General features: G+C 66.9%; 24 protein-coding genes and 3 tRNA genes. 25 read left to right on the top strand and 2 right to left on the bottom strand.

Features of this window, described 5'->3' with window-relative positions; translation table 11 throughout:
• Window positions 1–248: 248 nt before the first annotated feature.
• Window positions 249–336 (bottom strand) — tRNA-Ser (locus AC2YHJ_RS07815).
• Window positions 337–349: 13 nt separating this feature from the next.
• Window positions 350–1,750 carry an MmgE/PrpD family protein gene (locus AC2YHJ_RS07810; protein ID WP_487395144.1) on the bottom strand — a complete coding sequence of 467 codons (1,401 nt, stop codon included), beginning with the start codon at window positions 1,748–1,750 and terminating at the stop codon, window positions 350–352.
• 107 nt (window positions 1,751–1,857) lie between these two features.
• Here AC2YHJ_RS07810 and AC2YHJ_RS07805 point away from each other — a divergent pair, with 107 nt between their 5' ends.
• From AC2YHJ_RS07805 to nuoK, 25 genes are all read left to right on the top strand, one after another.
• Window positions 1,858–2,892, top strand: a complete 1,035-nt coding sequence (locus AC2YHJ_RS07805; RefSeq protein WP_487395142.1) for a lytic murein transglycosylase — start codon at window positions 1,858–1,860, stop codon at window positions 2,890–2,892.
• Window positions 2,889–3,755: a septal ring lytic transglycosylase RlpA family protein gene (locus tag AC2YHJ_RS07800; RefSeq protein ID WP_487395139.1), complete on the top strand. Its 867-nt coding sequence runs from the start codon at window positions 2,889–2,891 to the stop codon at window positions 3,753–3,755. Before AC2YHJ_RS07805 ends, AC2YHJ_RS07800 begins: the two co-directional genes overlap by 4 nt.
• Window positions 3,756–3,785: 30 nt before the next feature.
• Complete coding sequence (locus tag AC2YHJ_RS07795; protein WP_487395138.1) at window positions 3,786–5,012, top strand: D-alanyl-D-alanine carboxypeptidase family protein; 1,227 nt, start codon at window positions 3,786–3,788, stop codon at window positions 5,010–5,012.
• A 49-nt stretch (window positions 5,013–5,061) separates the two neighbouring features.
• Window positions 5,062–5,682 carry a dTMP kinase gene (tmk, locus tag AC2YHJ_RS07790; protein ID WP_487395286.1) on the top strand — a complete coding sequence of 207 codons (621 nt, stop codon included), beginning with the start codon at window positions 5,062–5,064 and terminating at the stop codon, window positions 5,680–5,682.
• A gap of 106 nt (window positions 5,683–5,788) precedes the next feature.
• Window positions 5,789–6,787 (top strand): DNA polymerase III subunit delta', encoded by a 999-nt coding sequence (locus tag AC2YHJ_RS07785; RefSeq protein WP_487395136.1) that lies wholly within the window; start codon window positions 5,789–5,791, stop codon window positions 6,785–6,787.
• 88 nt (window positions 6,788–6,875) lie between these two features.
• Complete coding sequence (gene metG, locus AC2YHJ_RS07780; protein ID WP_487395134.1) at window positions 6,876–8,450, top strand: methionine--tRNA ligase; 1,575 nt, start codon at window positions 6,876–6,878, stop codon at window positions 8,448–8,450.
• 2 nt (window positions 8,451–8,452) lie between these two features.
• The gene (locus AC2YHJ_RS07775; protein ID WP_487395132.1) at window positions 8,453–9,226 is read left to right on the top strand and encodes a TatD family hydrolase; all 774 of its coding nucleotides are present in this window, start codon (window positions 8,453–8,455) and stop codon (window positions 9,224–9,226) included.
• A 7-nt stretch (window positions 9,227–9,233) separates the two neighbouring features.
• On the top strand, window positions 9,234–10,022 hold the full coding sequence (locus AC2YHJ_RS07770; RefSeq protein WP_487395285.1) for an MBL fold metallo-hydrolase: 789 nt from the start codon (window positions 9,234–9,236) through the stop codon (window positions 10,020–10,022).
• 94 nt (window positions 10,023–10,116) lie between these two features.
• Complete coding sequence (gene clpP / locus AC2YHJ_RS07765; protein WP_487395130.1) at window positions 10,117–10,764, top strand: ATP-dependent Clp endopeptidase proteolytic subunit ClpP; 648 nt, start codon at window positions 10,117–10,119, stop codon at window positions 10,762–10,764.
• 100 nt (window positions 10,765–10,864) lie between these two features.
• The gene (gene clpX / locus AC2YHJ_RS07760) at window positions 10,865–12,121 is read left to right on the top strand and encodes an ATP-dependent Clp protease ATP-binding subunit ClpX (RefSeq protein ID WP_487395129.1); all 1,257 of its coding nucleotides are present in this window, start codon (window positions 10,865–10,867) and stop codon (window positions 12,119–12,121) included.
• A 143-nt stretch (window positions 12,122–12,264) separates the two neighbouring features.
• Entirely contained in the window at window positions 12,265–14,670 is a 2,406-nt protein-coding gene (gene lon / locus AC2YHJ_RS07755) for an endopeptidase La (protein WP_487395128.1), read from the top strand.
• A gap of 133 nt (window positions 14,671–14,803) precedes the next feature.
• Complete coding sequence (locus AC2YHJ_RS07750) at window positions 14,804–15,184, top strand: HU family DNA-binding protein (RefSeq protein WP_487395284.1); 381 nt, start codon at window positions 14,804–14,806, stop codon at window positions 15,182–15,184.
• Window positions 15,185–15,262: 78 nt separating this feature from the next.
• A tRNA-Val gene (locus AC2YHJ_RS07745) sits at window positions 15,263–15,334 on the top strand.
• A 198-nt stretch (window positions 15,335–15,532) separates the two neighbouring features.
• Window positions 15,533–15,609 (top strand) — tRNA-Asp (locus AC2YHJ_RS07740).
• Window positions 15,610–15,833: 224 nt separating this feature from the next.
• Window positions 15,834–16,202 (top strand): NADH-quinone oxidoreductase subunit A, encoded by a 369-nt coding sequence (locus tag AC2YHJ_RS07735; RefSeq protein WP_487395127.1) that lies wholly within the window; start codon window positions 15,834–15,836, stop codon window positions 16,200–16,202.
• 7 nt (window positions 16,203–16,209) lie between these two features.
• The gene (locus AC2YHJ_RS07730; RefSeq protein WP_487395126.1) at window positions 16,210–16,767 is read left to right on the top strand and encodes a NuoB/complex I 20 kDa subunit family protein; all 558 of its coding nucleotides are present in this window, start codon (window positions 16,210–16,212) and stop codon (window positions 16,765–16,767) included.
• Entirely contained in the window at window positions 16,760–17,425 is a 666-nt protein-coding gene (locus AC2YHJ_RS07725; protein ID WP_487395125.1) for an NADH-quinone oxidoreductase subunit C, read from the top strand. Before AC2YHJ_RS07730 ends, AC2YHJ_RS07725 begins: the two co-directional genes overlap by 8 nt.
• Window positions 17,422–18,648 carry an NADH-quinone oxidoreductase subunit D gene (locus AC2YHJ_RS07720; RefSeq protein WP_487395123.1) on the top strand — a complete coding sequence of 409 codons (1,227 nt, stop codon included), beginning with the start codon at window positions 17,422–17,424 and terminating at the stop codon, window positions 18,646–18,648. Before AC2YHJ_RS07725 ends, AC2YHJ_RS07720 begins: the two co-directional genes overlap by 4 nt.
• Window positions 18,645–19,268: a complex I 24 kDa subunit family protein gene (locus AC2YHJ_RS07715; RefSeq protein ID WP_487395122.1), complete on the top strand. Its 624-nt coding sequence runs from the start codon at window positions 18,645–18,647 to the stop codon at window positions 19,266–19,268. The genes AC2YHJ_RS07720 and AC2YHJ_RS07715 overlap by 4 nt, the downstream gene beginning before the upstream one ends.
• Before the next feature lie 2 nt (window positions 19,269–19,270).
• The gene (gene nuoF, locus AC2YHJ_RS07710) at window positions 19,271–20,566 is read left to right on the top strand and encodes an NADH-quinone oxidoreductase subunit NuoF (RefSeq protein WP_487395121.1); all 1,296 of its coding nucleotides are present in this window, start codon (window positions 19,271–19,273) and stop codon (window positions 20,564–20,566) included.
• A 6-nt stretch (window positions 20,567–20,572) separates the two neighbouring features.
• On the top strand, window positions 20,573–22,609 hold the full coding sequence (gene nuoG / locus AC2YHJ_RS07705; protein WP_487395120.1) for an NADH-quinone oxidoreductase subunit NuoG: 2,037 nt from the start codon (window positions 20,573–20,575) through the stop codon (window positions 22,607–22,609).
• A gap of 4 nt (window positions 22,610–22,613) precedes the next feature.
• Window positions 22,614–23,624, top strand: coding sequence for an NADH-quinone oxidoreductase subunit NuoH (nuoH, locus tag AC2YHJ_RS07700; RefSeq protein WP_487395118.1), 1,011 nt, complete (start codon window positions 22,614–22,616; stop codon window positions 23,622–23,624).
• A gap of 13 nt (window positions 23,625–23,637) precedes the next feature.
• Window positions 23,638–24,126, top strand: a complete 489-nt coding sequence (gene nuoI / locus AC2YHJ_RS07695; RefSeq protein WP_487395117.1) for an NADH-quinone oxidoreductase subunit NuoI — start codon at window positions 23,638–23,640, stop codon at window positions 24,124–24,126.
• Window positions 24,127–24,135: 9 nt separating this feature from the next.
• A complete protein-coding gene (locus AC2YHJ_RS07690; protein ID WP_487395116.1) occupies window positions 24,136–24,822 on the top strand; it encodes an NADH-quinone oxidoreductase subunit J in 687 nt (228 codons plus the stop codon).
• Window positions 24,822–25,133, top strand: coding sequence for an NADH-quinone oxidoreductase subunit NuoK (gene nuoK / locus AC2YHJ_RS07685; RefSeq protein WP_487395115.1), 312 nt, complete (start codon window positions 24,822–24,824; stop codon window positions 25,131–25,133). Before AC2YHJ_RS07690 ends, nuoK begins: the two co-directional genes overlap by 1 nt.
• The last annotated feature ends 4 nt before the right edge of the window (window positions 25,134–25,137 follow it).

Below are 25,137 nucleotides of genomic sequence, written 5' to 3'. Positions count from 1 at the left end.
TTGTTGCGCCTGTGCGGGAGTGAAGATTGCGTAAATCTTGAGAAAATAGAAGAAACAAATGATCCCAATTTATCGACACGGATCATGAATGGGATGCATGGTGCCCATGGCTACGTACCGAAGGGATGGCAGCACTCGCTGCGCCCATCCGGTACGGATCAAGATCTATCCGATAACGCAATTACGCCAGCTACGGCTGACCGATGCGCGAAGCAGCATCGCGCCAACGCGCGGAGAACAGTCAGATCTGGCGGATGGGGTGGGATTCGAACCCACGAGGGCTTGCACCCTGGCGGTTTTCAAGACCGCTGCCATAGACCACTCGGCCACCCATCCAGACGCGACCGGCCTACTCGCCGGCCAGGCGCGCGGCCATCATCGGCGCGCCGAGACGCAGCATGCCGTGGACGTCGGCGGCCTTGTCGAGGTTCAGCACCGCATCCGCAAGCGCCTTGGCGCGCTCCGCGCCCAGCACCGCATCGGCCAGGCCGTGGAACTTCGCGCGGATCTCGGCCTCGGTCAGGAAGTTGGCGGGTTCGCCCTTCGGCACATTGACCTTCTTCACGAAGGTCTGGCCGCGCGCTTTCACCGTTAGCTTGCCCGACATGTATTCGGGGAAGTCGGACTCAACCTCGTCATCTTCGACCGGCAGGATCTTCTTCATCAGGCCGCGCAGGTCGGCATCCTGCAGCCAGGCGTAGCTGTCCCAGCCGAAATGGCCGCGGGCCAGCGCGCAGGCCACCACGAAGGGGCCGGAGAACTGGCCATCCACGATGTTCTGTGGGTTCTGCTTGTACTGCGTCGGCGCGCCCACCAGCAGCATGCCCTTGTTCGGCAGGCCCATGGTGACGCTCTCGATCTCCTCGGTCTTGAGACCGAGCTCTGCGCGCAGCGCCAACGCCGCGTCCACATTGGCGTGGCCGTAGCGGCAGGACGGATAGGGCTTCACCGCCGTCTCCATCAGTTCCCACTCGCTGCCGAGGTTGCGGATGGCGCGTTCCGGCGTCGGGTTCGGGGCATAGGCGCGCAGGAAGCCAGCACGGCCTTCCAGCGCCTCGCCGGCGCCGCGGAAGCCCTCGCGCGCCAGCGACGCGGCGGTCAGTCCGTTCAGCGCCGACCAGCCGACCTGGAACCGCTTTGTCCACGCGCCATTGGCGAGGAACTGCAGCGAGCCGGCGGCCTGGGACAGCGCGATGCCGAAGGCGTCCTCGACCTGCGCGGCCGACAGGCCGAAGACGCGCGCCGCCGCGGCCGCCGCGCCGAAGGCGCCGCAGGTCGCGGTCGGGTGGTAGCCGCGGTCGTAATGGTCGCCGCCGGGCAGGGACAAAGCGAGCCGGCAGGTCACCTCATAGCCGGCGACGATCGCGCCGAGCACGGTACGGCCATCCGCGCCCACCATCTCGGCCGCGGCGAGAGCCGCCGGGATCACCGGAGCTCCGGGGTGCAGCGTGCCGGCGGCATGGGTGTCGTCGAAATCGAGCGAATGGGCCGTGGTGCCGTTGACCAGCGCCGCACCCGCGGGGGTGTAGCGCGCCGAGTCGCCGAACACCGCCGCCGAACCCGCCGCAAGGCCGAGCGAGCGCACCGCGGCCAGCAGCGGCGCCGTGCTCTCGGCATCGTGACGCCCGCGCAGCATGTTGCCGACGAGGTCGAGGACCAGGAAGCGCGTGCGCTCCTGCAACTCGGCCGGCAACGTTTCGAAGCGGATCGCGGCGGTGAAGGCGGCGAGGTCGCGCGTTACGGCAGCCATGGCGTTTGTCCTCCGGTCTATCGCTGCGCTTGTAGCACTCCCGGCGTAACGGCCAAGGCATGCAACTGGCGTTTGCGTCCCGGCGGGACGCATGGCACCTCACCGGTATGATCACGCGCCGCATCCTCCTCGCCGCCGCGCCGCTCGCCGGTTGCGCGGCCTCGCCCCCCGCCAGCACGCCGGCCGCGACGGCCGCACCGGCGCCGGCCGCGCCGCAGCCCAGCGCGCCCGAATACCAGCCGGTCGCCTCGGTGTCGTTCGACCGCTTCGTCGAAGGGGTGAAGACGGAAGGCCGGCGGCGCGGCCTGTCCCAGACCATGCTGAATACCGCCTTCGCCGGGGTCCGGCCGAACCAGCGCGTCATCGAACTGGACCGCCGCCAGGCCGAAGGCGGCATGGCGTGGGAGGAATATCGCGACCGCATCATGGTCTCGCCGACCCGGGTGCAGAACGGTCGCCGCAACTACGCCGAGAATGCGGAACTGCTCCGCCGGATCGAAGGGCGCTTCAGCGTCTCCCCGCGCGTCATCGTCGCGATCTGGGGGGTGGAGACGAATTTCGGCGGCAATACCGGCGGCTTCAAGGTGGTCGAGGCACTGGCGACGCTCGCCTGGGAAGGCCGCCGCGCATCGTATTTCCGCACCGAGCTGTTCGCCGCGCTGAAGATCCTGGACGACGGGCACATCCGCAACGACCGCATGATGGGCTCCTGGGCCGGCGCCATGGGCCAGCCGCAGTTCATGCCGACCAACTTCGAGCGTCTTGCTGTCGATTTCGACGGGGACGGGCGGCGCGACATCTGGGACAGCCGGCCGGATGCGCTGGCTTCCATCGCCAATTATTTCCAACGCAACGGCTGGCGCGCCGGCGAGCCCTGGGGCCTCGCGGTGACGCCGCCGCCCGGCTTCAACGCGGCGGGCGCGGATAACACCATGCGCCCGATGCGCGACTTTGCGCGAATGGGCTTCCGCACCGAGGCTGGCGGCGCGCTGCCGGATGGGCCGGAGGCGCAGGTCGTGCTGCCGAACCGCGGCAATGGCCAGGTCTTCCTCGGCCACCACAATCTGCGGGTGATCCGGCGCTACAATTCGCCGGTGAATTACGGCCTTTCGGTCGGACTGCTGTCGGACCGCGTTGCGTGAGGGTGCGCTTCCTCCTGCCGCTGCTGTTGGCCACCGCCTGCAGCAGCGAGCAGCCGCGCTACCTGGTCGGCGAGCCCTACAGGATGGGTGGCGTCTGGTCCTATCCGCGGGAGGATTTCGCCCTGGTCGAGACCGGGCTCGCGACGCGCCAGGCCGGGCCGGGCTGGAATACGCCGACGGCGAATGGCGAGGCCTGGAGTTCGTCCCGCGCGCTCGCCGCCCATCGCACGCTGCAATTGCCGGCGGTGGTGACGGTGACGAATCTCGAGAACGGCCGTGCCCTGACGCTGCGCGTGAATGACCGCGGGCCGGCCAATCCGGGCCGGGTCATCGGGCTGTCGGACCGCGCGGCGGACCTGCTCGGCATTCCCGCCGGCGGCAGCCCGCAGGTGCGGATCGAAGTCGATGGCGAGCGGAGCCGTGCGCTCGGCGAAAGGACGCTTGGCCGCCCGCCCGAAGCGGTGGCGATCGAGACCGCCCCGCGTGCGGCCGTGGCCGCGGAGAGCCTCGACCCACTGCCCGGCGCGCGCACGGCCGGCCAGCGTGCCGTCGTGACGGCGGTTGCCGCCACGGCACCGGTGGCATCCGCGCCGCCGCCCGAGGTCGTGCTACCCGAAACCGTTGCCACCGGTGCGCCGCGCCCGGGCCGAATCCTTGTCGAGGCTGGCATCCTGTCGCGCGCCGATGCCGCGCAGCGCCTTGCCGCCCGCGTCCCTGGGGCACAGGTGGAAGCCTTCGGCCCGCGCCGCGACCAGCGTTACCGCGTACGCGTCGGGCCCTTCGCCACCGCCGCACAGGCCGACGCGGTGCTTGAGCGGACTCTGGCCGGGGGAGTATCCGGTGCACGGATCCTGGTGGACTGAGATGACGCGCCGGAAGCAGGAATTGCCCGCATGACCGATCGACGCACGCTGCTCGGCGGAGCCCTGGCCGGGCTGGTCGGCCCGGGGCTCGCGACGCCCGCCTTGGCCCAGCAACGCCCGGCACAAGGCGGCCGGCGCGGCGCGGCGCCCGCGCGCCCGGCGGGGTCGCCGGCGGATACGCCGCTCGGCCCGGTCGATGTGCAGGCGCGTCAGGCGCTGATCGTGGATTTCGCCACCGGCGCCACGCTTCTCGAGAAGAACGCCGATGAGCGGATGCCGCCATCGTCGATGTCCAAGCTGATGACGATGTATGTCGTCTTCGAGAAGCTGAAGGCCGGGCAGTTGCAGCTCGACCAGTCGCTGCCGGTCAGCGAGCGGGCCTGGCGCATGGGTGGGTCCAAGATGTTCGTGGACCTCGGCGCGCAGATCCGCGTCGAGGACCTGATCCATGGCGTCATTGTGCAGTCGGGCAACGATGCCTGCATCGTGCTGGCCGAGGGCATCAGCGGCAGCGAGACGCAATTCGCCGAGCTGATGAACGAGACCGGGCGGCGGATCGGGCTGACCAACAGCAGCTTCCGCAATTCCACCGGCTGGCCGGACCCCGAGCACCGCATGACGGCGCGTGACCTCGCGACGCTGGCGCGGCGGATCATCTTCGACTTCCCGGATTACTACGCTTTCTACAATCAGCGTTCCTTCCGCTACAACAACATCACCCAGGAGAACCGCAACCCGCTGCTGGCGCGCGTCGCCGGGGCGGATGGCCTCAAGACCGGCCATACCGAGGAAGCCGGCTATGGCCTGACCGGCAGTGCCAAGCGCGGTGACCGGCGGGTGATCCTGGTGGTCAATGGCCTTCCTTCGATGCGCGCCCGCGCCGAGGAATCGGAACGCCTGATGGAATGGGCCTTCCGCGAGTTCGAGGCGGTTGTGCTGTTCCGCGCCCAGGACACGATCGAGGAAGTCCCGGTCTATCTCGGCGAGCGGTCCAAGGTGCCGATGGTGGGCGGGCGCGACCTGGTGCTGACACTGCCGCGGCAATGGCGGTCGCGGCTGCAGGTTCGCCTGCAATACGACGCGCCGCTGACTGCGCCGGTCGCGCGAGGGCAGCAGATCGGCGAGATGCTGGTGGGCGGGCAGGGCGTGCCGGAACTGCGCGTGCCGCTGCTGGCCGGGGCGGATGTCGAGAAGCTGGGCCTGATCTCCCGCATCCCGGCGGTGGTCAGCCAGTTCGTCTTCGGAACGCGGGGCTGACGGCGGGGTTCCGTCGCTCGCCCGGCCGGACCATCCTTCCCGCATGACGATGACCGGTCGGTTCATCACGCTCGAAGGCGGCGAGGGGGCAGGGAAGTCCACCCAGGCTCGCCGCATCGCCGCGGCACTCGCTGGCAGCGGCCTGCCGGTGCTGCGCACGCGCGAACCAGGCGGCACACCCGGCGCCGAGCGCATCCGCGACCTGCTGCTTGGCCACGGCCCCTGGGACCCGGTGGCGGAGGCGATGCTGCATTTCGCAGCGCGGCGCGAGCACTTGGCGAAGACGATCCGGCCCTTCCTCGAGGCCGGGGGTTGGGTGGTCTGCGATCGCTTCGCGGATTCGACCCTGGCCTATCAGGGTGCGCAGGGCTTACCGCGCGAGGTCTGGGCCCGGCTTGCCGATGTCGCGCTGGATGGCTTCGCGCCGGATGCGACGCTGGTGCTCGACATGCCGCCGGAGGACGGCATGGCCCGTGCCGCGGCGCGCAGCGGGGCAGATCGCTACGAACGAATGGGCGTGGCCTTTCACGCGCGGGTGCGGGCCGGCTTCCTGGCGATCGCGGCGGCTGAGCCGGGGCGATGCGCGGTGGTGGATGCCTCGGGCAGTCCCGATGCCGTGTTCGCGGCGATCGGGACGGCGCTGCGGGCGCGGCTCGGGGTGGTGCTGTGAGGCGGAGGGGCTCTGCCCCTCCGGGCCACCCCGCCAAAGGCCAGTGGCCTTTGAAATGCCAGCATTTGGCGCTGCGTGGCAATGGTGCGCCGACTGGCCTGCGGACATGACCGACCCGCGCGCCACCCCCGATCTGGTCGGTCATGACGACGCGGCCCGCACCCTGGAGGACGCAGCCCGTTCCGGCCGCCTCCATCACGCTTGGCTGATCTGCGGTGCGCCGGGCATCGGCAAGGCGACGCTCGCCTGGCGCTTCGCTCGCTGGCTGCTGGCGGGCATGCCGGAGGCGACGCCGCCCCTGCAGGTCGATCCGGCAAGCCCGGTCTTCCGCCGTGTCGCCGCCGACACCCATGCCGACTGCTTCACGCTTGAGCCGAACACCGGCGATCGCGGCGTGAAACGCATCCTGCGCGTCGAGGATGCGCGGGAGGCCGTGCGCTTCCTGACCCAGACGGCGGCCGAGGGCGGCTGGCGTGTGGTGGTGATGGATGAGGCGGAGCGCGCAGACCAGGCCGCCGTGCAGAACACGCTGCTGAAGACGCTCGAGGAACCGCCGCCGAAGACCGTGCTGCTGCTGGTCTGCTCGGCGCCGCAGAAGCTGCTGCCGACCATCCGCAGCCGCTGCCGGCGGCTGGATCTCAATCCGCTGTCAGGGCCGGATATGGAGGCGCTGCTCGCGCGCCTGCTGCCGGATGCATCAAAGGCTGAGCGGGCGCGCCTTGCGACACTGTCGGCCGGATCGCCCGGGCGGGCGATGGCGCTGATGGAGGCGGGAGGCCTTGCCCTGCAGGATGCCGTGGAATCGAGCCTCGCGGCACTGACGAAGGGAGAGCCACGGGACCACGCGCTGGCGGACCGCCTCGCGATGGATCGGACCGGCGGAGCCTTTGGCATCTTCTTCGGGTTGCTGCGCGCGGCGATTGCCGCGGCGCTGCGCGATGCGGCGCGCGGACGACCGGCGCCGCCCTGGATGGACCGCCATCCGCTTGCCGTCTGGGCGGGGCTGTGGGATAGGCTCGGCACTCTCGCGGACGATACCGAGCGGTTGAATCTTGACCGCAAGCAGGCCGTGCTCACGGGCCTTTCCTGGCTCGCGCGCCCCTGAGACGGAGCGTCCGGAGCGTTTTCAGATCCGGCGGCGACGCCGGATGACTCGGAAAACGCGACCAGCAAAGTTCCTGACCGGACATCCCATGGCGAAGCCACCGATCTACTACACGACGCCGATCTACTACGTGAACGACAAGCCCCATATCGGGCATGCCTATACCTCGCTGGCGACCGACGTGCTGGCGCGCTTCAAGCGCCTGGACGGGCATGAGGTCTTCTTCCTGACCGGCACCGACGAGCACGGCCAGAAGGTGGAGAAGGCGGCGAAGGATGCGGGGGAGGACCCGCAGGCCTTCACCGATCGCGTCAGCCAGGCCTTCCGCGACCTGACGACCACGATGGGCTTTTCCAACGACGACTTCATCCGCACCACGGAACCGCGCCACAAGGCGGCCTGCGTCGCGCTGTGGAAGGTGCTGGCGGAGAAGGGCGAGATCTACCTCGGTGACTACGAAGGCTGGTACGCCGTTCGTGATGAAGCATTCTACGGCCCGGACGAGCTGACCGAGCGGGACGGCGTGAAGTATGCGCCGTCAGGGGCGCCGGTGGAGTGGGTGAGGGAGCCGTCCTACTTCTTCCGCCTGTCCAAGTGGCTGCCCGAGTTGCTGCGCCGCTACGACCTGCCGGAGGGCCATCCGGACCGCATCGACATCCAGCCGGAATCCCGACGCAACGAGGTGCGCGCCTTCGTCGCCCAGGGCCTCAAGGATTTCGGCGAAGGATCCCCGAAGCTGGATCTTTCCGTCTCCCGCACGTCCTTCACCTGGGGGGTGAAGGTGCCGGGGGATGAGAAGCACGTGATGTATGTGTGGGTCGATGCGCTGACCAACTACATCACCGCCGCCGGGTATCCGGATGAAGGCGCGGCGCGCTGGAAGTTCTGGCCGGCGGATGTGCATTTCGTCGGCAAGGACATCGTCCGCTTCCACACCATCTACTGGCCGGCGATGCTGCTGGCGGCCGGGCTGGAGCCGGCGAAGCGCGTCTTCGCCCATGGCTGGTGGACCAATGAAGGCCAGAAGATCAGCAAGTCGCTGGGCAATGTGATCGACCCGGTGGCGCTGGTCGAGGAATACGGGCTCGACCCCGTGCGCTACTTCCTGCTGCGGGAAGTGCCCTTCGGGCAGGACGGAGATTTCTCCCGCAAGTCATTGGGGAATCGACTGAATGGGGAACTGGCAGATGCGCTGGGGAACCTCGCCAACCGGACTCTGTCGCTGATCCAGCGCAATTGCGAAGGGAAGCTGCCCGAGGCCGGTGACGCGGTGGTTGGCCGGGAGTTCCTGGAAGGCGTCGTGGCGCTGCCCGCACAGGTGCGGGAACGGCTCGACCGGCAGGAATTCCACCTGGCGTTGGAAGCCGTGATGGCCTCGGTGCGTGATGCCAATGGCTACATCACACTGGAAGCCCCCTGGGCGCTGAAGAAGACCGATCCCGTTCGGATGGCGGTGGTGCTTCGCCATCTGCATACCGCGCTGCGCTGCTACGCCACGCTGCTGCAGCCCTTCATGCCGGAGACGGCGGGGAAGATGCTGGATCAGCTCGGCGTCCCGGTCGCCGCGCGGGACATCGCCGCCCTGGGTACGGCACTGCCGGCCGGCATTGCCCTGCCGGCCCCCGCGCCGCTGTTCCGCAAGATCGAGTTGCCGGCCGCCTGACCATGCTGATCGATAGCCATTGCCACCTCGACTACTACGTCGAGGCCGAGATCGAGCAGATCGTCGCGCGCGCCAGGGAAGCCGGCGTCGCCCGCCTGGTCACCATCGGCGTGCGCATGTCCCAGGCCGCCAAGGTGAAGGAGCTAGCCGAACGCTTCCCCGAGGTCTGGGGCACCGTCGGCATCCATCCGCACAATGCCGGGGAAGGGCCGCTGCCGACCTCGGAGGAGATCGCGGCGGCCGCCGACCACCCGCGCATCATCGGCATCGGGGAAAGCGGGCTCGACTACTTCTACGACAAGGCGCCGCGCGAGGCGCAGGCTGAGAATTTCCGTCGCCACATCCGCGCCGCCCGCCTGGCTGGCCTGCCTCTCGCGATCCATGCCCGCCAGGCGGATGACGACATCCTGGCGATCCTGCGGGAGGAACGTGACGCCGGCGGCTGCTTCGATTTCCTGCTGCATTGCTTCAGCAGCGGGCGGGAACTTGCGGAAAAGTCGGTCGAAATGGGCGGCTACGTGTCGTTCTCCGGCATCCTGACCTTCCCGAAATCCCAGGACATCCGCGACATCGCCCGCGACCTGCCGGCCGACCGGCTATTGGTGGAGACCGACGCGCCCTACCTCGCCCCGGTGCCCTTCCGGGGCAAGCGCTGCGAACCGGCCATGGTCGCCCATACCGCCAAGGTGCTGGCCGAGGTCCGCGGCCTGGAGATGGCGGCACTCGAGGATCTGACCACCGCGAACTTCCAGCGCCTGTTCAAGAAGATGGCCTGAGCCCTTGCTGAAGGTGACTCTTCTGGGTTGTGGCGGGTCCGGTGGCGTGCCGCAGATCGGTGGGGAGGACGGAAGGGGCTGGTGGGGCGCCTGCGACCCGGCCAACCCGCTGAACCAGCGCACCCGCTCCTCCATCCTGGTCGAGGGCAATGGCGGCGGGCGGCTGCTGGTCGATACCGGGCCGGACCTGCGGACCCAACTGCTCGCCTGTGGCGTGGCGGGGGTGGATGCCATCCTGTTCACCCATGACCATGCCGACCACGTCATGGGCATGGATGAGGTGCGGATCCTCAACCGCATCATCGGCCGGCCGCTCGAAGCCTTTGGGATGGAACGGACGCTCGAGACGCTGAAGCAGCGTTTCGATTATGCCTTCCTGCCTTCCACCGGGCCGATCTTCTACCGCCCGGCGGTGGACCCGGTGCGGCTGCAGGCGGGGGATACCGTGGCGATGGCCGGCCATGCCGTGCAGACCTTCAGCCAGGACCACGCGGTGATGGAGACGCTGGGCCTGCGCATCGGCGGCTTCGCCTATTCCACCGACCTGGTGCGGCTGCCGGAGGAGAGCATCCGGCACCTTCACGGCCTGGATACCTGGGTCGTGGGATGCTTCCAGCGGCGGCCCCACAAGGTGCACGCCAATCTGGACCAGGTACTGGAATGGGTGGAGATGTTGCGCCCGCGCCGCACCGTGCTGACGCATATGAGCCCCGACCTCGACCACGGCTGGCTGCGGGCCCACCTGCCGCCGGGGGTGGAGCCGGGACACGACGGCATGGTCCTGACGCTGCCCTGAAACGGGCGGGGCTTTCACGCCGGCGGGGGATGCCCCACATTCGCCACGAAGACGGCGGGCTGATTCGGCCCAGCCGGGACGAAAGGACATCATCATGATTCGGGATCGCGACCCGGTCGAAGTCTACAACAATACCCTTGTTCCCATGGTCATCGAACAGACCGCCCGGGGGGAGCGCGCTTTCGACATCTATTCGCGGCTGTTGAAGGAACGCATCATCTTCCTGACGGGCCCGGTCTTCGATCAGGTTTCTTCTCTGATCTGCGCCCAGTTGCTGTTCCTGGAAAGCGAGAACCCGTCGAAGGACATTGCCTTCTACATCAATTCTCCGGGCGGCGTGGTTTCGGCAGGGCTCGCGATGTACGACACCATGCAGTACATCCGGGCCCCGGTCAGCACGGTCTGCATTGGCCAGGCGGCGTCGATGGGCTCGCTGCTGCTCACGGCCGGGGCCAAGGGCAAGCGGTATGGCCTGCCGAACAGCCGGATCATGGTCCACCAGCCCTCCGGCGGCGCGCAGGGCCAGGCGACGGACATCGAGATCCAGGCCCGCGAGATCCTGAAGCTGCGCCAGCGGCTGAACGAGATCTACGTGAAGCACACCGGCCAGCCGATCGAGGCGATCGAGCGCAAGCTGGAGCGCGACACCTACATGTCGGCCGAGGAAGCCCGGGATTTCGGCCTCATCGACCACGTCGTCGAGGAGCGCCCCGTCCCAGCCAGTGAGACGACCAAGGCGTGACCTGCCTGGCCGGCCGGCCCGTGTTTCACTTTCCCCCCGGGCCACCGGGGGCTACATTCCTGTTGCAGTTTCCCGCACTTCCGGGGAACACGGAGACCGCATGAGCAAGTCCGGCGATTCCAAGAACACACTCTACTGCTCGTTCTGCGGCAAGTCGCAGCATGAGGTCCGGAAGCTGATCGCCGGGCCGACGGTCTTCATTTGCGACGAGTGCGTCGAACTGTGCATGGACATCATCCGCGAGGAGCACAAGACAACTCTTGTGAAGTCCCGCGATGGCGTGCCGACGCCCAAGGAGATCTGCAAGGTCCTCGATGACTACGTGATCGGGCAGGACCACGCGAAGAAGGTCCTCTCGGTCGCGGTGCACAACCATTACAAGCGCCTCGCCCATGGCGGGAAGAACCCCGACATCGAGATCGCCAAGTCGAACATCATGCTGGTCGGGCCGACGGGCTCGGGCAAGACGCTGCTGGCGCAGACGCTGGCCCGCATCCTCGACGTGCCCTTCACCATGGCGGATGCGACCACGCTGACCGAGGCCGGCTATGTCGGCGAGGATGTCGAGAACATCATCCTCAAGCTGCTGCAGGCCGCGGACTACAACGTGGAACGGGCGCAGCGCGGCATCGTCTACATCGACGAGGTCGACAAGATCAGCCGCAAGTCGGACAACCCCTCGATCACGCGCGACGTGTCGGGTGAGGGCGTCCAGCAGGCGCTGCTGAAGATCATGGAAGGCACCGTGGCCTCGGTGCCTCCGCAGGGCGGCCGGAAGCATCCCCAGCAGGAGTTCCTGCAGGTGGACACCTCCAACATCCTGTTCATCTGCGGCGGCGCCTTCTCGGGGCTCGAGAAGATCATCGGCGCGCGCGGCAAGGGCTCGGGCATCGGCTATGGCGCCGACGTCCGCGACCCGGATGAGCGCCGCACCGGCCAGATCCTGCGCGAGGTCGAGCCCGAGGACCTGCTGAAGTTCGGCCTGATCCCGGAATTCATCGGCCGTCTGCCGGTTGTCGCCACGCTCGACGATCTGGACGAGAAGGCGCTGATCGAGATCCTGACCAAGCCGAAGAACGCGCTCGTCAAGCAGTACGGCCGGCTGTTCGAGATGGAGGGGGCGAAGCTCACCTTCACTGAGGACGCGCTGAAGGCCGTCGCCACCCGTGCCATCCACCGCAAGACCGGTGCGCGCGGGCTTCGTTCGATCATGGAGGCGATCCTGCTCTCCACCATGTTCGACCTGCCGGGTCTTGAGGCGGTCGAGGAAGTGGTGGTGAACCGGGAGGTCGCGGAAGGCCGCGCCCAGCCGCTGTTCATCTATGGCGAAAGGCCGGCCGAGCAGACCTCGGCGTGAGCCACCGGCAAGGCGCCCCGCCGGGGCGCCTTGTCAAGATCTTGAGCGGGTGCCGACCGGGTCCCACATCCCGGTATAACCGTGGCGCCCCACCCGTGCCGCTTTCGGGCGGGCCGGGCGCCGACTGTCCCTTGTGAGGTCACATGACGGATACCATCCGCGGCGAATTGCTTCCGGTGCTCCCCCTGCGGGACATCGTGGTGTTCCCGCACATGATCGTCCCCCTCTTCGTCGGCCGCGAGAAGTCGGTTCGCGCGCTTGAGGCGGTGATGAAGGACGACAAGCAGATTCTGCTCGTCGCGCAGAAGAACGCTGCGCAGGACGACCCGGGTGCGGATGACCTGTACCAGGTCGGCACCGTCTCAACGGTCCTGCAACTGCTGAAGCTGCCGGACGGCACCGTGAAGGTACTGGTCGAGGGCGGCCGCCGCGCCAAGATCACCGCCTTCAAGGAGACCGCGAACTACTTCGAGGCCTTCGCCGAGCCGGTCGAGGAAGCCGCCGCCGAGCCGCGCGAGGCCGAGGCGCTGGCGCGCACCGTCGTCTCCCAGTTCGAGCAGTACATCAAGCTCAACAAGAAGATCGCCCCCGAGGTGCTGGTCTCGATCAACCAGATCGAGGAGCCGGCTAAGCTCGCGGATACGGTCGCCTCGCATCTCGGGCTGAAGATCCCCGAGAAGCAGGAACTGCTGGAGACGCCGTCCGTGACGGCGCGGCTCGAGCGCGTCTTCGCCCATATGGAGGGCGAGATCGGCGTGCTGCAGGTGGAAAAGCGCATCCGCAACCGCGTGAAGCGGCAGATGGAGAAGACGCAGCGCGAGTACTATCTGAACGAGCAGCTCAAGGCGATCCAGAAGGAGCTGGGCGAGGGCGAGGACGGCAAGGACGAGGCCGCCGAGCTGGAGGCCAAGATCAAGGCCACCAAGTTCAGCAAGGAAGCGCGCGAGAAGGCGATGCAGGAGCTGAAGAAGCTCCGCTCGATGTCGCCTATGTCCGCCGAGGCGACGGTGGTGCGCAACTACCTCGACTGGATGCTGACCATCCCCTGGAAGAAGCGTTCCAAGGTCCGCAACGACATCATCGAGGCGGAGAAGGTGCTCGATGCCGACCATTTCGGCCTGGAGAAGGTGAAGGAGCGGATCATCGAGTATCTGGCGGTGCAGTCGCGCTCGCCGAAGATCCGTGGCCCGATCCTGTGCCTGGTGGGCCCGCCCGGCGTGGGCAAGACCTCACTTGGCAAGTCGATCGCCAGGGCCACGGGGCGCAACTTCGTGCGCATGTCGCTCGGCGGCGTGCGGGACGAGGCCGAGGTGCGCGGCCATCGCCGGACCTATATTGGGTCCATGCCCGGCAAGGTGATCCAGGGCATGAAGAAGGCGAAGACCAGCAATCCGCTGTTCCTGCTCGATGAAATCGACAAGCTCGGCGCCGATTGGCGCGGGGATCCGTCCTCGGCGCTGCTGGAGGTGCTGGACCCCGAGCAGAACAGCACCTTCGCCGACCACTACCTGGAAGTGGACTACGACCTGTCGGACGTGATGTTCGTGACGACCGCCAACAGCCTGCGCATGCCGCAGCCGCTGCTGGACCGCATGGAGATCATCCGCATCCCCGGTTACACCGAGGATGAGAAGGTCGAGATCGCCAAGCGCCACCTGATGAAGAAGGTGAGCGAGGCGAACGGCCTGAAGGATGCCGAGTGGTCGGTTTCCGACACCGCGATCCGTGACCTGATCCGCTATTACACGCGCGAGGCCGGGGTCCGGAACCTCGAGCGTGAGATCGCGGGGCTGGCGCGCAAGGCGGTGAAGGAGATCGTCTCCAAGCAGTCGAAGAAGGTCGCGATCACCCACAAGAACCTCGAGAAGTTCGCCGGCGTGCGGAAGTTCCGCTACGGCGAGGCCGAGGCGGAGGACATGGTGGGCGTCGTCACCGGCCTCGCCTGGACCGAGGTGGGCGGCGAGATCCTGACCATCGAATCGGTGCTGCTGCCCGGTAAGGGCAATGTGAAGACCACCGGCAAGCTCGGCGACGTGATGCAGGAAAGCGTCTCGGCCGCGATGTCCTATGTCCGCTCCCGCTCGACGACCTTCGGCATCAAGCCGACGGTGTTCGAGAAGCGCGACATCCATGTGCACGTGCCGGAAGGTGCGACGCCCAAGGATGGGCCTTCGGCGGGCATCGCGATGGCGACCTCGATCGTCTCGGTGCTGACCGGCATCCCGGTGCGGCGCGACATCGCCATGACCGGCGAGATCACGCTGCGCGGGCGGGTGCTGCCGATCGGCGGGTTGAAGGAGAAGCTGCTGGCCGCGCTGCGCGCGGGCATCAAGACGGTCTTCATCCCGAAGGAGAACGAGAAGGACCTCGCCGAGATCCCCGACAACGTGAAGAGGAACCTCGAGATCCTCGCGGTGTCGCACGTCGATGAGGTGATCAGCCGGGCGCTGGTGAAGAAGCCCGAACCGATCACCTGGGCGGAGCCGGAGGAAACCCCGGCGCCGCGCGCCGGGGAGGGAACGGCGGCCGGGACCGTGCTGCCGCACTGACCCGATTCGCGCCATTCGGGTGACCAAAAAGCCCCGGCGGAGCATGGCTTCGCCGGGGTTTTCTGTGGAAAACTGAGGCCAGCGTTGCATTCCTGCCGCATGATGCGGCGCAAATGGCGGTTTTCCGCCGCGAATCGAGCGGTCTGTCGTTGACGCTACGAAACCCAGCCTCCTAGTCTCCGCCCCGACCCGGTCGGCCGACTCGCCGGCCTGTCATCCGCACCATCGGAGGGGATACCCAGTGAACAAGCAGGACCTCATCACCGCCGTCGCCGAGGCGACCGATCTCCCGAAGGCGAAGGCCGGCGACGTCGTGGACGCCGTGTTCGAGGCCGTTCAGAAGGCGCTCAAGAAGAAGCAGGAAGTCCGCCTGGTCGGCTTCGGCACCTTCTCGACCTCCAAGCGCAAGGCCGGCAAGGGCCGCAACCCGCGCACGGGTGAGGAGATCAAGATCCCGGCCAGCACGACCGTTCGTTTCAAGGCCGGCAAGGGCCTGAAGGACGCCGTGAACTGATCCTGCCGATTCCGGCAGGCGTCACGAGAGGCCGGTCCGCAAGGGCCGGCCTTTTGTGTTAGATGCGAGTCCCCTTGTGGGCGCTTAGCTCAGCGGTAGAGCGCCTGTCTTACACACAGGATGTCGGCGGTTCGAACCCGTCAGCGCCCATTCCTCCCTGGCCTGGAAGCCTGCCGCAGGCACGAAAACCGTAGCCTCGATGCCTGCTTCCGCAGCACCCCCGACACTGCGTTCCCCCAGCATCGACCGCAGCTCCGACATCAACTCCATCCTCAGGCGGAATCACTCACTTCCCCCGCTTGACTATCCCCGCGCCGGGACGTATCCCCCGGCTCCTGTCGCGGTTACGCGGGTGTAGCTCAGTTGGTTAGAGCGCCGGCCTGTCACGCCGGAGGTCGCGGGTTCGAGCCCCGTCACTCGCGCCACGCGACGGAAACGAGAAAAGCGGCGCCCTGGAACCCCGGGGCGCCGCTTTCGTTTTCACCCCTCGCGATAAACCTGACGTAACGCAAATCCTTGAAAACAAGGCGTCGCGGACTATGGCGAAGCGCGAGAAGGGCGGCTAATGTCCGCCCGCGCTGCGCTGCGGTATACCGCCGCGTGGCGCAACCATGTCCCCGCATTGCGGGCAGGGGAGAGTAAGGTTCCGATGACCCAGCCGCTGCTGGCCGAATACTTCCCCATCATCGTGTTCCTGGGGATCGCCGGGGGCATCGCGATGGCGATGGTGGGCGGTGCCTACCTCGCGGCGCGGCAGAAGCCCTATGCCGAGAAGCTGTCGACCTACGAATGCGGCTTCGCGCCCTTCGACGACACGCGCCGGCGCTTCGACGTACGCTTCTACCTGGTCGCCATCCTCTTCATCATCTTCGACCTGGAAGTGGCGTTCCTGTTCCCCTGGGCGATCGCGCTGGGTGATATCGGCTGGCTTGGTTTCGGCTCGATGATGGGCTTCCTCTTCGTGCTGACGGTCGGGTTCGTCTACGAATGGCGCAAGGGCGCCCTGGATTGGGAGTGAGCGCCCGATGAGCAGCAACAGCACCGACGTGGCCTGGAACAGCCAGGCCCTGGCGCCCGGCGCGGCGCAGGATGCGGTGATCGGTCAGGTGACGGACGAGATCACTGAGAAGGGCTTCGTCGTCGCGAATATCGACAAGGTGGTGAACTGGGCGCGCACCGGTTCCCTGTGGCCGATGACATTCGGCCTCGCCTGCTGTGCGGTGCCGATGATCCACGCCTATATGGCGCGCTACGACCTCGACCGGTTCGGCGTGATCCCGCGTGGGTCGCCGCGGCAGTCGGATGTGATGATCGTGGCCGGCACGCTGACCAACAAGATGGCCCCGGCGCTCCGCAAGGTCTACGACCAGATGTCGGAACCGCGCTGGGTGATCTCGATGGGGTCCTGCGCCAATGGCGGCGGGTACTACCACTACTCCTATAGCGTCGTGCGTGGCTGCGACCGCATCGTGCCGGTGGACGTCTACGTGCCGGGCTGCCCTCCGACGGCCGAGGCGCTGGTCTACGGCATCCTGCAGTTGCAGAAGAAGATTCGGCGGACGGGGACCATCCTTCGTGGCTGAGAACGAGATCGTGGCGGCCGAACAGGCCGCCCCCGAGAACCCGCTGCGCACGCTCGGCGCGGCGATCGCCGAGGCCGCGGGCAGCGTGGTGACGGCATTCACACTGGACTGCGCCGGTACCGAGCTGGTGCTGCATGCGCGACGCGACTCGTTGGTCGCGCTGATGACGCTGCTGCGCGACGACCCGCGATTCGCCTTCGAGCAGTGCATGGACATCTGCGCCGTGGACTGGCCCGAGAAGGCCGAGCGGTTCGAGGTCGTCTACAACCTGCTCAGCCTGTCGCATAACCAGCGCGTGCGCGTGATCGTCACCACGGACGCCGTGACGCCGGTTGCGTCGCTCGTCGGCGTCTGGCCGTCGGTGACCTGGTTCGAGCGCGAGGTGTGGGACATGCATGGCGTGGTCTTCGCCGGCCAGCCCGACCTGCGCCGCATCCTGACCGATTACGGCTTCGAGGGTCATCCGCTGCGCAAGGACTTCCCGCTGACCGGCTTCGTCGAGCTGCGCTACGACGAGGAGCTGAAGCGGGTCGCCTACAGCCCTGTGCAGTTGACCCAGGAATTCCGCGACTTCGACTTCATGAGCCCGTGGGAAGCGATGACGACGCTGCCGGGCGACGAGAAAGTCCATCTGAACCGCCTGGAGGGCCCGGCATGAGCGCGCAGCCCCTGCAGATCGGCGAGGCGCCGGCCGAGACGGTCCAGCGCACCATCGAAGGCGACAGCCACACCATCAATTTCGGCCCGCAGCATCCGGCGGCGCATGGCGTGCTGCGCCTGGTGCTGGAAATGAAGGGCGAGGTGGTTGAGCGCGCCGACCCGCATGTCGGCCTGCTCCATCGCGGCACCGAGAAGCTGATCGAGCACAAGACCTATATCCAGGCGCTGCCGTATTTCGACCGCCTGGACTACGTCGCGCCGATGAGCATGGAACATTCCTTCGCCATCGCGACGGAACGCCTGCTCGGTATCGAGGTGCCGGAACGCGCGCAGTACATCCGCGTGCTGTTCGCCGAAGTGTCGCGGCTGCTGAACCACCTGCTGAACATCACGACCTATGTGATGGATTGCGGCGGCATCACCCCGGCGCTGTGGGGCTTCGAGCAGCGCGAGACGCTGCTGGAATTCTACGAGCAGGTCTCGGGCAGCCACTACCACGCGAACTACTTCCGTCCGGGCGGCGTCGCGAAGGACCTGCCGCCGGGGATGGAGAAGAACATCGCCGACTGGGCGAACAAGTTCCCGGCCTTCATCGCCGACCTCGAGCGCCTGGTTACCGAGAACCGCATCTTCAAGCAGCGCACCGTCGATATCGGCGTGATGAGCGCCGAGCAGGCGATCGAATGGGGCTTCTCCGGGCCCTGCCTGCGCGCTTCGGGTTGCGCATGGGACCTGCGCAAGGCGCAGCCCTATGACGTGTATGACCGCATGGAGTTCGACGTGCCGGTCGGCACGCGCGGCGACTGCTACGACCGCTATCTCGTGCGCATGCTCGAGATGAAGGAGAGCCTGAAGATCATCCATCAGTGCCTGGCGCAGATGAAGCCAGGGCCGGTCAAGACGCAGGATCACAAGATCACGCCGCCGACGCGTGGCGAGATGAAGCGTTCGATGGAATCGCTGATCCACCACTTCAAGCTCTACACCGAGGGCTACCACGTGCCGGCGGGCGCCACTTACACGGTGACGGAAGCGCCGAAGGGCGAGTTCGGCGTCTATCTGGTGGCCGATGGGACGAACAAGCCCTATCGCTGCAAGATCCGCTCGCCAGGCTATGCGCATCTCCAGGCGATGGAGGTGCTGTCGAAGGGTCACATGCTGGCCGACGCCGTGGCGATCATCGGTTCGCTCGACGTGGTGTTCGGGGAGATCGACCGGTGAGTACGCATCACGAGGAACCGGCGCATTTCGCCTTCGATGCGGAGAGCGAGGCGCAGATCGCGAAGATCGTTGCACGCTATCCGGAAGGCAAGCAGGCGAGCGCGGTCATCCCGCTGCTCTACATCGTGCAGAAGCAGATGAAGCGGCAGACCGACAGCGGCTGGGTGCCGCGCGTCGGGATGGATGCGGTGGCCGAGCGGCTGTCGATGCCGCCGATCCGCGTGTACGAGGTCGCGACCTTCTACTTCATGTTCAACACCAAGCCAGTGGGGAAGTACCACCTGCAGGTGTGCGGTACGACGCCGTGCTGGCTGCGTGGTTCCGACGAGGTTCTGCGCGCCTGCAAGGATGCCGGCGGCGTGAAGCATTATGGCGACACCAGCGAGGACGGGCTGTTCACCATGACCGAGGTGGAATGCCTCGGTGCCTGTGTGAATGCGCCGATCCTGCAGGTGGACGATGACTTCTACGAGGACCTCGACTACGAGCGCACGGTCGTGTTGATCGAGGCGCTGAAGCGCGGCGAACGGCCGAAGCCGGGCAGCACGATCGGACGGCTGAACAGCGCGCCGGAAGGCGGGCCGCTGGTGCTGACGGATGGGCCGGGGGCAGGGGAATAGTCATGGCTCTGGCCGACAAGGATCGCATCTTCACCAATCTCTACGGCGCGCAGCCCTGGAACCTGGAAGCGGCGCGCAAGCGCGGCAACTGGGATGGCACGGCGGGGATCATCGCCAAGGGCCGCGACTGGATCGTCGAGGAGATGAAGAACTCCGGCCTGCGCGGCCGCGGTGGCGCGGGCTTCCCGACCGGCATGAAGTGGTCCTTCATGCCGAAGCAGTCGGATGGGCGGCCGTCCTACCTCGTCGTGAACTGCGACGAATCCGAGCCGGGGACCTGCAAGGATCGCGACATCGTCCGCCACGATCCGCACACGCTGATCGAAGGCTGCCTGCTCGCCGGCGTCGGCATGGGCGCGCATGCGGGCTACATCTACATCCGCGGCGAGTTCTACAACGAGAGCGTGACGCTGCAGGCCGCGATCGACGAGGCCTATGATGCCGGGTTGCTCGGCAAGAACGCGGCCGGGTCGGGCTGGGATTTCGACCTGTATCTGCATCGCGGCGCGGGTGCGTATATCTGCGGCGAAGAGACGGCGCTGATCGAATCGCTGGAAGGCAAGAAGGGGATGCCGCGGTTGAAGCCGCCATTCCCGGCGGCCGTCGGGCTGTATGGCTGCCCGACCACGGTGAACAACGTCGAGACCATCGCCGTGGTGCCCGAGATCCTGCGTCGCGGGGCAAGCTGGTTCAGCAGCTTCGGGCGGCCGAAGAATTCCGGTACCAAGCTGTTCTGCATCCAGGGCCATGTGAACAAGCCCTGCAATGTCGAGGAGGAGATGAGCATCCCGATGCGGGAGCTCATCGAGCGTCACGCCGGCGGCGTGCGCGGGGGCTGGGACAACCTGCTCTGCGTGATCCCGGGCGGGTCGTCCACGCCGCTGCTGCCGAAGTCGATCTGCGATGACGTGCTGATGGATTTCGACGCGCTGCGCGAGCATCGCTCGGGCCTCGGCACCGCGGCGGTGATCGTGATGGACAAGTCCACCGACATCATCAAGGCGATCGCCCGCCTCGCGGCCTTCTACAAGCATGAGAGCTGCGGCCAGTGCACGCCCTGCCGCGAGGGCATGGGCTGGCAGATGCGCCTGATGAACCGCATGGTCGAAGGCAATGCGGAGATCGAGGAGATCGACCTCCTCGAGAACGTCACGCGGCGTATCGAAGGGCACACGATCTGCGCGCTTGCCGATGGCGGCGTCTGGCCGGTGCAGGGGCTGATCCGGCATTTCCGCCCCGTGATGGAAGAACGCATCATGGCCTACAAGGCGCGGCACACGCGCATGGCCGCGGAGTAACGCGCCATGGCGAAGGTCACGGTTGACGGCATCGAGGTCGAGGTCCCGAACGGGGCTTCCGTGCTTCAGGCCTGCGAGGCAGCGGGCAAGGAGATCCCGCGCTTCTGCTACCATGAACGGCTGTCCGTCGCGGGCAATTGCCGCATGTGCCTGGTCGAGGTGGAGAAGGCGCCAAAGCCGGTGGCGTCCTGCGCCTATCCGGTGAATGACGGGATGAAGGTCTTCACCGACAGCGCCGTGGTCCGCCAGGCCCGGCGCAACGTGATGGAATTCCTGCTGATCAACCATCCGCTGGATTGCCCGATCTGCGACCAGGGCGGCGAATGCGATCTGCAGGATCAGTCCGTCGCCTTCGGCGCTGATGCGTCGCGCTACAGCGAGGCGAAGCGGGCGGTGAAGGACAAGGATATCGGCCCGCTCATCAAGACGGTGATGACGCGCTGCATCCAGTGCACGCGCTGCGTCCGCTTCTCGGCGGAGGTCGCCGGCACGCCGGAACTCGGCGGGACCAATCGCGGCGAGAGCCTCGAGATCGGTACCTATGTCGAGAAGGCGCTGACCTCGGAACTGTCCGGCAACCTGATCGACATCTGCCCGGTCGGTGCACTGACCTCGCGGCCCTATGCCTTCGTCTCGCGCCCGTGGGAGTTGAAGAAGACCGACAGCATCGACGTGCTGGACGCGGTCGGCTGCAACATTCGCGTCGATGCGCGCGGGCCCGAGGTGCTGCGCATCATCCCCCGCATCAATGAGGCGGTGAACGAGGAGTGGATGGCCGATCGTGGCCGTTTCTCCTTCGACGGGCTCAAGCGGCAGCGGCTGGACCGTCCCTGGGTCAGGAAGGACGGCAAGCTTACCGCGGCGACCTGGCCCGAGGCTTTCTCCGCCATCGCGTCGAAGCTGTCGGGGCGGCCTGGCGACCGTATCGGTGCCGTCGCCGGCGCGCTGGCGGATGCCGAGAGCACGCTGGCGCTGAAGGATCTGATGGCGGCCTACGGGTCGGCGAACCTCGATTGCCGCGACGATTTCGCCGCGATCGACGTCTCGCGGCCCGACTTCTACCGCTTCAACACGACCATCGCGGGCATCGATGAGGCCGACGCGCTGCTGATCATCGGCAGCGATGTGCGTCGCGAAGCGCCGGTGCTGAACGCCCGCATCCGCAAGCGCTGGACGCAGGGCAAATTCAAGGTTGGTTTCGTCGGACCGCGCGGGCTCGACCTGACCTATCCCGCAACCCATCTGGGCGACGGCCCGCAGGCGATGAACGCTTTCGCCGAGACGCTGAAGTCGGCCGAGAAGCCGATGATCATCCTCGGCCGTGGCGCATTGACGCGGCCGGATGGCGCGGCCGTGCTGGCGGCCGCCTGGGCGCTGGCCGCAGAAGTCGGCGCGCTGAAGCCCGACTGGCATGGCTTCAACCTTCTGCATCTGTTCGGCGGTCAGGTCGGCGCACTGGAACTCGGCTTCGTGCCGGGGCAGGGCGGTAAGGACCTCAATGCGATGCTGTCCGGCGGCGTCGATGCGCTGTGGCTGCTGAATGCGGATGGCTTCGATCCGGCGCGCATCCCGGCCAGCACTTTTGTCGTCTATCAGGGCCACCACGGCGACGCGATGGCCGGCCGTGCCGACGTGATCCTGCCGGGCGCGGCCTATACCGAGAAGGACGCGACCTGGGTCAATACGGAGGGTCGCGCGCAGCGCGGGCGCCTCGCGATCTTCCCGCCCGGCGAGGCGAAGGAAGACTGGCGCATCATCCGCGCCTTCAGCGAGGGCGTGGGCAAGACGCTGCCCTATGACGACACCGGCGCGATCCGAGCAGCACTTGCCGACGCCAGCCCCGTCTTCGGGCGCGTGGGGGAGGTGGTCCGCGCAGGCTCTACCGGTGCCACCGGCCCGGCGGCCTCCGGCATGGTGACGGGCGCGGCCTTCGTGCTGCCGCTGCCGGTCTATCACCAGGCCGATGTCATCAGCCGCGCCTCGGACGTGATGGCGCAGTGTGCCGCGATCTACGGGCCGGCGACGGCCCTGGCGGCGGAGTGACGTGATGGACTTCTTCTTCAACCATCCGATCGGGATCCTGATCCTGACCGTGGTGAAGGCGCTGGCGCTGCTGGTGCCGCTGCTGGTTGGCGTCGCCTACCTCACCTATGCCGAGCGCAAGGTGATGGCGGCGATGCAGATGCGCAAAGGGCCGAACGTTGTCGGTCCCTTCGGCCTGCTGCAGCCTTTCGCCGACGCGATCAAGATGCTGATGAAGGAAACGATCGTGCCGACCGGCGCGAACCGTGTCCTGTTCCTGATCGCGCCTATGCTGACCTTCATGCTGGCGATGCTGGCCTGGGCCGTCATTCCGGTGACTGACGGCTGGGCGATCGCGGATATCAACGTCGGCATCCTCTATCTCTTCGCGATCAGCAGCCTTGGCGTCTATGGCGTCATCATCGCGGGCTGGGCGTCGAACTCGAAATACGCCTTCCTCGGTGCGATGCGTTCGGCGGCGCAGATGGTGTCCTACGAAGTCAGCATGGGCTTCGTGATCGTGACCGTGCTGCTTTGCGTCGGGTCGCTGAACCTGACGGAGATCGTCCGGGCGCAGCAGACGGTGTGGTTCGCCATTCCGCTGTTCCCGATGTTCATCATCTTCTTCATCAGCACGCTGGCCGAGACGAACCGCGCGCCCTTCGACCTGCCGGAAGGCGAGTCCGAGCTCGTCGCCGGCTTCTTCGTCGAATACAGCTCGATGTCCTTCGCGCTGTTCTTCCTCGGCGAATACGCGAACATGATTCTGATGTCGTCTCTGACGACCATCCTGTTCCTGGGCGGTTGGCTGCCGCCGATCGACATCGCGCCCTTCAACTGGGTGCCGGGGCCGATCTGGTTCGTGCTGAAGATCTGCGTCTGCCTGTTCACCTTCGTCTGGGTGCGCGCAACCTTCCCGCGCTACCGCTACGACCAGCTGATGCGGCTGGGCTGGAAGGTGTTCCTGCCGTTCAGCCTGGTGTGGCTGGTGCTGACGGCCGCCGTTCTCAAGCTGACCGGCTGGCTGCCGGCTTGATGGGGTCCTGACCATGGCCACTCTCGACCGCGTCGCACGCAGCCTGCTTCTCTCCGAGCTCGTCTCGGGGCTGACGCTGACGCTGAAGTACTTCTTCAGCAAGAAAGCGACGCTGAACTACCCGTATGAACGCGGCCCGCTCAGCCCACGCTTCAAGGGGGAGCACGCGCTGCGCCGCTATCCCAATGGCGAGGAACGCTGCATCGCCTGCAAGCTGTGCGAGGCCGTCTGCCCCGCCCAAGCCATCACCATCGAGGCCGAACCGCGCGAGGACGGATCCCGCCGCACGACGCGCTACGACATCGACATGACGAAATGCATCTACTGCGGCCTCTGCGAGGAGGCCTGCCCGGTCGATGCGATCGTCGAGGGTCCGAACATGGAATTCGCCGCCGAGACGCGCGCCGAGCTGATCTACTCCAAGGAGAAGCTGCTCGATAACGGCGACCGCTGGGAGCCGATGCTCGCCGAGCGGCTGCGCCTCGATGCGCCCTACCGGTAAGGCCGCACGATGATCGCCGCTCTCGCATTCTACGCCTTCGCCGCCATCCTGATCGCCTCCGCGGTCATGGTGGTGACCAGCCGCAACCCCGTGCATTCGGTGCTGTTCCTGATCCTCGCCTTCTTCAACGCGGCGGGGCTGTTCCTGCTGGCCGGCGCCGAGTTCCTCGCGATGATCCTGGTCATCGTCTATGTCGGCGCGGTCGCGGTGCTGTTCCTGTTCGTCGTCATGATGCTCGACATCGACTTCACGCAGCTGCGCGAGGGCTTCCAGCGCTATGCGCCGGTCGGCGCCATCATCGGCGGCATCCTGCTGATCGAACTGTTCATGGTGCTCACCGCCTGGCGCTTCGCGCCGGAGGCGGCGACGCTGCGGCTGAACCCGATGCCGGAAGGCGTCACCAATGCGGATGCGCTCGGGCGCATCCTCTATACGGACTACCTCTACCTGTTCCAGGCCTGCGGGCTGATCCTGCTGGTCGCCATGATCGGCGCCATCGTGCTGACCCTGCGCGAACGCCCGGGCACGCGCCGGCAGAACATCGGCGAGCAGATCGCGCGCGCGGGCAGCGTCTCGCTGCGTTCCGTGCGGCTCGGCGCCGGTCTGAAGGAGATTGGAATCGTCCGTCCGCCTTCGCCGGAGGAGGCGAAGCCGAAGGAAGTGGAACACCACAGCGGTCATGGGGGGCACCACTGATGATGGCCGTCAGCCTCGCGCATTTCCTGACCGTCTCGGCGGTCCTGCTCGTCCTCGGCGTGTTCGGCATCTTCCTCAACCGGAAGAACGTCATCGTCATCCTGATGTCGGTGGAGCTCATCCTGCTGGCCGTGAACCTCAACATGGTCGCCTTCTCGGCGGCGCTCGGCGACCTCACGGGGCAGGTCTTCACCATGTTCATCCTGACCGTGGCGGCGGCCGAGGCGGCGATCGGCCTCGCCATCGTGGTCATCTACTTCCGCAACCGCGGGACTATCGAGGTCGAGGATATCTCGACCCTGAAGGGCTGAAGCG

The sequence above is a fragment of the Roseomonas sp. SRI_022 genome, assembly GCF_057586215.1.
The sequence above is the reverse complement of the archived record's forward strand: the minus strand, read 5'-3'. Positions and strand labels throughout refer to the sequence as shown.

Bases quoted from the DNA above. Each gene is read 5' to 3' on its own strand.
- AC2YHJ_RS07735 (WP_487395127.1), top strand. From the start codon at position 15,834: ATGACCCAGCCGCTGCTGGCCGAATACTTCCCCATCATCGTGTTCCTG.
- nuoI (WP_487395117.1), top strand. From the start codon at position 23,638: ATGGCCACTCTCGACCGCGTCGCACGCAGCCTGCTTCTCTCCGAGCTC.
- AC2YHJ_RS07785 (WP_487395136.1), top strand. From the start codon at position 5,789: ATGACCGACCCGCGCGCCACCCCCGATCTGGTCGGTCATGACGACGCG.
- nuoH (WP_487395118.1), top strand. From the start codon at position 22,614: ATGGACTTCTTCTTCAACCATCCGATCGGGATCCTGATCCTGACCGTG.
- AC2YHJ_RS07810 (WP_487395144.1), bottom strand. From the start codon at position 1,750: ATGGCTGCCGTAACGCGCGACCTCGCCGCCTTCACCGCCGCGATCCGC.
- clpP (WP_487395130.1), top strand. From the start codon at position 10,117: ATGATTCGGGATCGCGACCCGGTCGAAGTCTACAACAATACCCTTGTT.
- lon (WP_487395128.1), top strand. From the start codon at position 12,265: ATGACGGATACCATCCGCGGCGAATTGCTTCCGGTGCTCCCCCTGCGG.
- AC2YHJ_RS07775 (WP_487395132.1), top strand. From the start codon at position 8,453: ATGCTGATCGATAGCCATTGCCACCTCGACTACTACGTCGAGGCCGAG.
- AC2YHJ_RS07730 (WP_487395126.1), top strand. From the start codon at position 16,210: ATGAGCAGCAACAGCACCGACGTGGCCTGGAACAGCCAGGCCCTGGCG.
- tmk (WP_487395286.1), top strand. From the start codon at position 5,062: ATGACCGGTCGGTTCATCACGCTCGAAGGCGGCGAGGGGGCAGGGAAG.
- AC2YHJ_RS07805 (WP_487395142.1), top strand. From the start codon at position 1,858: ATGATCACGCGCCGCATCCTCCTCGCCGCCGCGCCGCTCGCCGGTTGC.
- clpX (WP_487395129.1), top strand. From the start codon at position 10,865: ATGAGCAAGTCCGGCGATTCCAAGAACACACTCTACTGCTCGTTCTGC.
- metG (WP_487395134.1), top strand. From the start codon at position 6,876: ATGGCGAAGCCACCGATCTACTACACGACGCCGATCTACTACGTGAAC.
- AC2YHJ_RS07720 (WP_487395123.1), top strand. From the start codon at position 17,422: ATGAGCGCGCAGCCCCTGCAGATCGGCGAGGCGCCGGCCGAGACGGTC.
- nuoK (WP_487395115.1), top strand. From the start codon at position 24,822: ATGATGGCCGTCAGCCTCGCGCATTTCCTGACCGTCTCGGCGGTCCTG.
- nuoF (WP_487395121.1), top strand. From the start codon at position 19,271: ATGGCTCTGGCCGACAAGGATCGCATCTTCACCAATCTCTACGGCGCG.
- nuoG (WP_487395120.1), top strand. From the start codon at position 20,573: ATGGCGAAGGTCACGGTTGACGGCATCGAGGTCGAGGTCCCGAACGGG.
- AC2YHJ_RS07690 (WP_487395116.1), top strand. From the start codon at position 24,136: ATGATCGCCGCTCTCGCATTCTACGCCTTCGCCGCCATCCTGATCGCC.
- AC2YHJ_RS07795 (WP_487395138.1), top strand. From the start codon at position 3,786: ATGACCGATCGACGCACGCTGCTCGGCGGAGCCCTGGCCGGGCTGGTC.